Here is a 6,000-nt window from a genome sequence, read left to right as displayed (position 1 = left end):
GACCGCTGGTCGGTCAGCCTGATGTACGGCAATTACGCGGCCCAGCCGGAACTCGGCTACCTGACCCGCCGCGAGGGTATTCTGACCAGCGGATCCCTGAGGGTTTCGGCCGATTGGGTAGCCACTGGCTCAATCCGCTGGGACCTCGCTTCGAACAACATCAATCAATATGTGATCGGGACCGGCTACGTGGACGACTGCTTCGTTCTGGGTGTCAACTATGTGAGGTCGTACAATTATGGAGTGGGCGGAGCGCCACCCGTACTCAACGACACTTATCTGCTACAGCTCGGATTGCGGACGATCGGAAGCTATTCCATCCCCATTCCATAGGCTTCAGCCCCCATATCCGACGCCGGCGCTGCACGAGGCTCCGCCTCAATCTCCCTGCGCCCCTGGCGGGGTTTTGAACTGAGGATTTGTCCTAGTTCTTCTCGATCGTGCGGCCCATGTTGGCCTTGCGGGCGTCGGCGATCACCTGCTCGAACTGGTCCATGCTGAGCGCGCCCGGCACGCGGTACTTGCCGACGATGAAGGACGGCGTGCCGTTGAAGCCGAAGGCTTCCGCCTGCTCGTTGTTGCGCTTCAGGATCGCATCGATCGCCTTGGCGTTGGCGTCGAGATCCTTCTTCAGGCGGTCCATGTCGAGGCCGGCGCCGGAGAGCAACTCGGCGATCCGCGGCTCGGTGATGCGCGAATTGACCGAGATCATCGCCTCATGCGCGGCTTCGAACTTGCCCTGGTATTTTGCCGCCAGCGCCATCCGTGCGGCGACCTTGGACACCGGCCCGAGGATCGGCCAGTCCTTCAGCACCAGGCGGACCTTGCCGTCGTCCTGAACCACCTGGCGGAGTTCCGGCGCGAGCTTGCGGCAATAGGGGCAATTGTAGTCGAACCATTCGACGACGGTGATGTCGCCGGTGGGATTGCCGATCACGGGAATATCCGGATCGCGCAGCACCTGGGCCTCGGTCAGAACCTTCTCGTCCTCCGCACGCGCGGGCACCGCGGCCAGCAGCGCGAGGCCGGCGCCAAACAGGCCGAGCGCAGCGCGGCGGCTGGGGCCGGTATCGATCAGAGGTGATGTCGTCTGCTGCTTCATGGCTGGCTTTCGCGAGGGCCCTGCACCGTTCTACGCGCGGGACACATGGACGTTACGCAGCAGCATATAGCCCGCCGCGACAATAATCGCAGCCGCAAAAGACAATATTGGGGCGCCGTTGCGGAAATACCATCGCGGTCATCCCGGGGGCTGGGCGATGGTTTCGGGGCCGGCGACCCTGCTACGCCCGCCGCTGCAGCGCCATCAGCGTGCCGGTCATGGTCGCGACCAGGGTCTCGACACCGTCCTGCACGGCATAGGCCTTGCCGTCGCAGACCGTCAGCGTGCGGCCGGGCTTGAGCACGACACCGCGGAACAGGAAGCGCTCGCCGCGCGCCGGCGCCAGCAGGTTGGTCTTGAACTCCACGGTGAGGATGTCGGAACCCGCGGGCATCAGCGTGAAGGCGGCAATGCCGCAGGCGTTGTCGAGGCCCGCGGTGATGATTCCGGCATGCACGAAGCCGTTCTGTTGGGTGAAGTCGGGTGAATAGGGCATCGCGAGGTCGACTGCGCCCGGCTCCATGCGCACGATCGAGACGCCGAGCGTCTGCATCGCGCGCTGGCGTTCGAACGTCGCGGTTGCGAGCGCGCGGTAATCGGGATTCTTCGGCGCGAAGCTGGACATGCCCATCATGCGGTCACGGGTTCGGCAAGGACGAGATGCGGCATCGCCGCGTAACGGATCGCCGGCGCGAACGGCACCGACTTGTGCGCGGCGCGATCGATGTGCACGGCGGTGATTTCGCAGGTCGCGGCGATGTCGCCGGTTTCCGCGTTGCGCATCTCGTGCTGGATGCGCAGCGACTTGTCGCGGAATTCCGCGAGCCGGCTCCTGACCTCGATGACGTCGCCGGCGAAAAGCTCGCGATTGTAGGCGATGGTCTGCTGCACGGCGGCCATGCCGCAACCGGATTCGCGCAGATAGGTCGGCGTCAGCCCGAGACGCGCGAACATGTTCCAGTTCGCCTCGTCGAACTTGCCGACATACCACATGACGTTCATGTGGCCGATATGATCGCAATGCCAGGGATAGACCGCGCCGCGATAGGTCGCCTCGCCTTCCATGTGCCGCTCCTCCGTTCGATCTTTCATCCTGATACGGTAGCGTATCAGCCACGAAGCGGGCTAGCAATACGGTACCGTATCAAGGCTGCCACGCGGAGATGACATGACTGAAGGCAAGGGCGACGTCTGGGTCGCCGCGGGCTTTGCCGAGCTCGCGCATTCCGGCGTCGACGGCGTGCGGGTCGAAGTGCTGGCGAAGAATCTCGGCGTCACCAAGGGCGGCTTCTACCGCCGCTTCAAGGATCGCGCCGCGCTGCTCGAGGCCATGCTGGTGCGCTGGCGCGACGGCCGCATCGCCGCGATCGAGAAGCAGACGGCGCTGGACGGCACCAGCGCGCGCGAGCGGCTGAAGGCGATCATCACGCTGTATTCGGAGCGCATGAACACCGAGGCGATGGCGATCGAGCTCGCGATCCGGCAGTGGGCGCGCACCGACGAAGCCGCCGCCGCCGCAGTCGCCGGCGTCGATGCCGCGCGGCTGAAGAATGTCGGCCAGCTCTATCGCGCCACCGGGCTGCCGGCCGAAGAGGCCGACGCGCAGGCCTTCCTGTTCTACTGCTTCATCTTCGGCCAGAGCTTGCTGTTCCTCGACCGCGGCCCGCGCAAGCGCGCGCAATTGCTGGCCACGTCGGCGGACAAGCTGCTGGCAGACGGTCGATAGAAAAGCGGCCGGCGCGATGCCGGCCGCTTCAGTCGAAAATTCACTTCTGAGGCTCAGGCGCCCTTCAGGCGCTTGTTGCATTCGCTGTAGTAGCCGCCGCCCTTCTGATTCCAGCGCATGCCGCCGGTCGTGTTGTTGGCCTTGTTGAGCTTCCACTGCTCCGAGCAGGTGTGCATGCGCGCCATGTGCGGCTTCTCGGTGGCGAACTTCGGATCGACCGCGGTCGGGAAGACCGCGTTGCCGGTGACGATCGGCGCTGCCGGTGCGGCGGGCGCGGCTTCCTTCTTGGCTTCCTTCGGCGCGGCCGGTGCCGGAGCAGCGGCAGTAGGCGCGGGCGCAGCGGGTGCAGCTGCCGGCGTCGCCTCGGCGCCGCACTGGGTCTTGCGGAAATCATTCCACTTCTGGTCGCCGAGCGTGCCGGCCGTCTTGGCGGCCTGATACTTCGCGCTGCATTCCTGCATGGTGAGTGCCTGCGCCGGCGCGCTTGCCGCGAAGGCTGCAAAACCCGACACCGCGATCGCACACAACAATCTGGTCTGGATGGTCATTGGTCGTCTCCCTTAAGGGCATTCCTGGGGGGCATTGGCATAAGGATCATTATCCTAGCTCAACCCCAACTTGCGGCAACGCGCGGGCGTGTTCGACCGTCAAAATATTGTGGCGGCGAGAGCACCGGATATTCATCGGCGGTTCATCATCGCCGCGCGACGGTTCGGCTCCCTTCCCTACGAGGTGCCCGATGATGACGAAGATTTCCTCGCTTGCGACCGCGACCGCGCTTGCCTCCCTGCTGCTGATGGGCGGAGCGTTCGCGCAGACGGCTGCGCCGGCCGCGAAAGACGCCGCCACCCAGGCCGCAGCGCCGGCCAAGGAGGCCAAGCCGCGCAGCGCCGCCTCGCTGGAATGCTCGAAGCAGGCTGACGAGAAGAAGCTGAAGGGCAAGGAGCGCAAGAAGTTTCGCAAGGCCTGCATCAAGGAAGCCGGCGAGAAGGCGGCGCCTGCGGCAGCTCCGGCAAAGCAGTAATCGATCGGATCGCTCGCGCCGGCCAGCGGCGCGAGCCGGCCATGCGGGACCGCCCCGACACGTCGGGAGCGGTCCCTTCGCATTGGCGCGCCGGTACGGCTGTCACAATCGACCGGCCAATGCATTGCTGCACCGCGCGGTTGCAATTGTTCTGCCAGTACGAATTTGCCATAACGCGGCGTGACCCTGATCCGCGCTGCGATGGCAACGGCCATTCCCGACCGCAACAAGGCCCTCATCGGGCTCGAGACCCTCGCCCTCGGCGCCGCCGGCGGCGCGCTGTTCCTGTGGGCGGAATTGCCGGGCGGCCTGATCTCGGGCGCGATGACCGCGGTCGCGATCGCCGCGCTCGCAGGGCGGCCGCTCGCGGTGCCCGCCCTGCTGACGCAGGCGGTGCTGCTGCTGCTCGGCATCTCGCTGGGCTCGCTGATGTCGCAGCAATTACTGCAGCACATGAGCTCCTATCCGATCACCATCGGCCTGCTGGCGCTGGCGACGTTCTGCTCGACCTTCGGCTCGAGCTACTATCTGCAGCGCATGCACGGCTGGGACCAGACCTCGGCCTTCCTCGCCGGCAGCCCGGGCGCGCTGTCGCAGATCACCATCCTCGCCGCCGAAAAGGGCGCCGACGTCGCCGCGATCGCGGTGGTGCAGACCATGCGCGTGATCATCCTGACCGCGGCGCTGCCGCTGGTGCTGGCGCTGACCGGGGTGACCCACGCAGCGCCGCCGCCGTTGCCGACCACGGTCGCCTCGCCGGCCGGGCTCGCCGCCCTGGTCGGCGCATCGATCGGCGCCTCGCTACTGCTGCGCTGGGTGAAATTTCCGGCGAGCTGGATGTTCGGCGCGATGCTCGCCTCCAGCCTGCTGCACGGCTCGGAGCTGGTCGACGGCGGCCTGCCGCCCTGGCTCCGCAACGTCGCGCTGGTCGGCATCGGCGCCATCATCGGCACCCGCTTCGCGCGGATGAAGACCTCGACGCTGCTCAGCCACGTCAATGCCGGGCTGGGATCGTTCGCGATCGCGATCCTGATCTCCGCCGTCTTCGTCGCGGTGATCGGCTTCACCACCCATGTCCGGCTCGCCGACGTCGTGGTCGCCTTCGCACCCGGCGCGATGGACGCCATGCTGGCGCTGGCGCTGACCCTGCATATCGACCCGATCTTCGTCGGCGCGCACCATCTGTCGCGCTTCGTGTTCGTCTCCATCGCGACGCCGGGTATCGTCCACCTGTTCGGGCGCCCGCAGGACGACGTCGACGATTAGGTGCTCTTGATCCCGTCATCCTGAGGCGCGAGACGGCCGCTGCGCGGCCTCCTCAGCATGACGGATCACGGGGGAGCGCTCGTAGCGCGTAGGATGGGTGGAGCGCAGCGATACCCATCGACTTCCACCCGCGTGGCGAGATGATGGGTATCGCTACGCTCCACCCATCCTACAGGTCACACCTTCGCCTTCGCCACGCCCCAGCCGGCGATCGCGGCCATCAACAGCGAGATCAGCACATTGTAGCCGGCGAGGGAGATGCCGAGGAAGCGCCACTGCACCTCGTCGCAGCGGACCACCTTGACCCTGTCGAGCTGCTCCAGCAGCGAGCCGGCCTTGCTGAGGTCCAGCACCGGGCCGGAGCAGTCGGTCGGCCCCGGCCAGAACCCCCATTCGACGCCGGCGTGGTAGGTGCCGAGCCCGGCATTGGCGAGCGCGGCGAGGCCGAGGATCGCAAGCCCCGCCAGCAGCACCGGGCGCGGCGCGCCGCGCGCGGCGGCGAACGCGACCACGGCGCCGAGCGGGACCGCGAGGTAATAGGCATAGCGCTGCTCGAGGCAGAGCGGACAGGGCAGGATTTCCAGCACCAGCTGGAAGAACCAGGCGCCGGCCAGCGTCGCCGCCGCGATCACGGCGATCGCCAGAGCCGAGGTCAGCGCCGGATTGCCCGTTGCGGAAGCATGGGACGGATGGGCGGTCGCGGTCGTCACGGCGGTCCTCCTGCGAGCATCGTTCGGAAGGGGCACGCCCCTGCTCCGCGATCAATCCGGGTCGTATCGCGCGAAAATACCGCTGTCGAGGCGCGGGACAATCACTTCCGCGCGGGTTGACCGTGACGGGTTGCCCGCTATAGTCCGCCGCGCTTCGCAACCTCGGCCAATT

8 protein-coding genes and 1 pseudogene are annotated in these 6,000 nt (G+C 66.7%); 4 read left to right on the top strand and 5 right to left on the bottom strand.

The window, feature by feature from the left end:
- A pseudogene (locus JQ633_RS07650) lies at window positions 1-333 on the top strand (LPS-assembly protein LptD); the annotation flags it as partial.
- A 91-nt stretch (window positions 334-424) separates the two neighbouring features.
- Here JQ633_RS07650 and JQ633_RS07645 read toward each other — a convergent pair.
- The 3 genes from JQ633_RS07645 to JQ633_RS07635 form a co-directional block, all read right to left on the bottom strand.
- Window positions 425-1,102, bottom strand: coding sequence for a DsbA family protein (locus JQ633_RS07645; protein WP_211984079.1), 678 nt, complete (start codon window positions 1,100-1,102; stop codon window positions 425-427).
- Window positions 1,103-1,283: 181 nt separating this feature from the next.
- The gene (locus JQ633_RS07640) at window positions 1,284-1,727 is read right to left on the bottom strand and encodes a PaaI family thioesterase (RefSeq protein WP_211984077.1); all 444 of its coding nucleotides are present in this window, start codon (window positions 1,725-1,727) and stop codon (window positions 1,284-1,286) included.
- 5 nt (window positions 1,728-1,732) lie between these two features.
- Window positions 1,733-2,167, bottom strand: coding sequence for an acyl-CoA thioesterase (locus JQ633_RS07635; RefSeq protein WP_211984075.1), 435 nt, complete (start codon window positions 2,165-2,167; stop codon window positions 1,733-1,735).
- A 103-nt stretch (window positions 2,168-2,270) separates the two neighbouring features.
- Between JQ633_RS07635 and JQ633_RS07630 the strand changes: the two genes are divergently transcribed.
- Window positions 2,271-2,828 (top strand): TetR/AcrR family transcriptional regulator, encoded by a 558-nt coding sequence (locus JQ633_RS07630; protein WP_211984073.1) that lies wholly within the window; start codon window positions 2,271-2,273, stop codon window positions 2,826-2,828.
- A 53-nt stretch (window positions 2,829-2,881) separates the two neighbouring features.
- On the opposite strand, the gene JQ633_RS07625 is transcribed toward JQ633_RS07630, so the two are convergent.
- Window positions 2,882-3,376, bottom strand: coding sequence for a hypothetical protein (locus JQ633_RS07625; protein ID WP_211984071.1), 495 nt, complete (start codon window positions 3,374-3,376; stop codon window positions 2,882-2,884).
- 194 nt (window positions 3,377-3,570) lie between these two features.
- Here JQ633_RS07625 and JQ633_RS07620 point away from each other — a divergent pair, with 194 nt between their 5' ends.
- Together JQ633_RS07620 and JQ633_RS07615 are read left to right on the top strand one after the other, a co-directional pair.
- Complete coding sequence (locus tag JQ633_RS07620) at window positions 3,571-3,852, top strand: PsiF family protein (protein ID WP_211984203.1); 282 nt, start codon at window positions 3,571-3,573, stop codon at window positions 3,850-3,852.
- A 180-nt stretch (window positions 3,853-4,032) separates the two neighbouring features.
- The gene (locus JQ633_RS07615) at window positions 4,033-5,118 is read left to right on the top strand and encodes an AbrB family transcriptional regulator (protein WP_211984069.1); all 1,086 of its coding nucleotides are present in this window, start codon (window positions 4,033-4,035) and stop codon (window positions 5,116-5,118) included.
- 176 nt (window positions 5,119-5,294) lie between these two features.
- Here the strand turns inward: JQ633_RS07615 and JQ633_RS07610 are convergent, their stop codons facing one another.
- Window positions 5,295-5,828: a disulfide bond formation protein B gene (locus tag JQ633_RS07610; RefSeq protein ID WP_211984067.1), complete on the bottom strand. Its 534-nt coding sequence runs from the start codon at window positions 5,826-5,828 to the stop codon at window positions 5,295-5,297.
- Window positions 5,829-6,000 lie beyond the last annotated feature (172 nt).

It is taken from the genome of Bradyrhizobium tropiciagri (assembly GCF_018130505.1).
Taxonomy (GTDB): domain Bacteria; phylum Pseudomonadota; class Alphaproteobacteria; order Rhizobiales; family Xanthobacteraceae; genus Bradyrhizobium; species Bradyrhizobium tropiciagri_B.
Note: the sequence above shows the minus strand (reverse complement) of the source record. Positions and strands in the feature narration are given on the sequence as shown.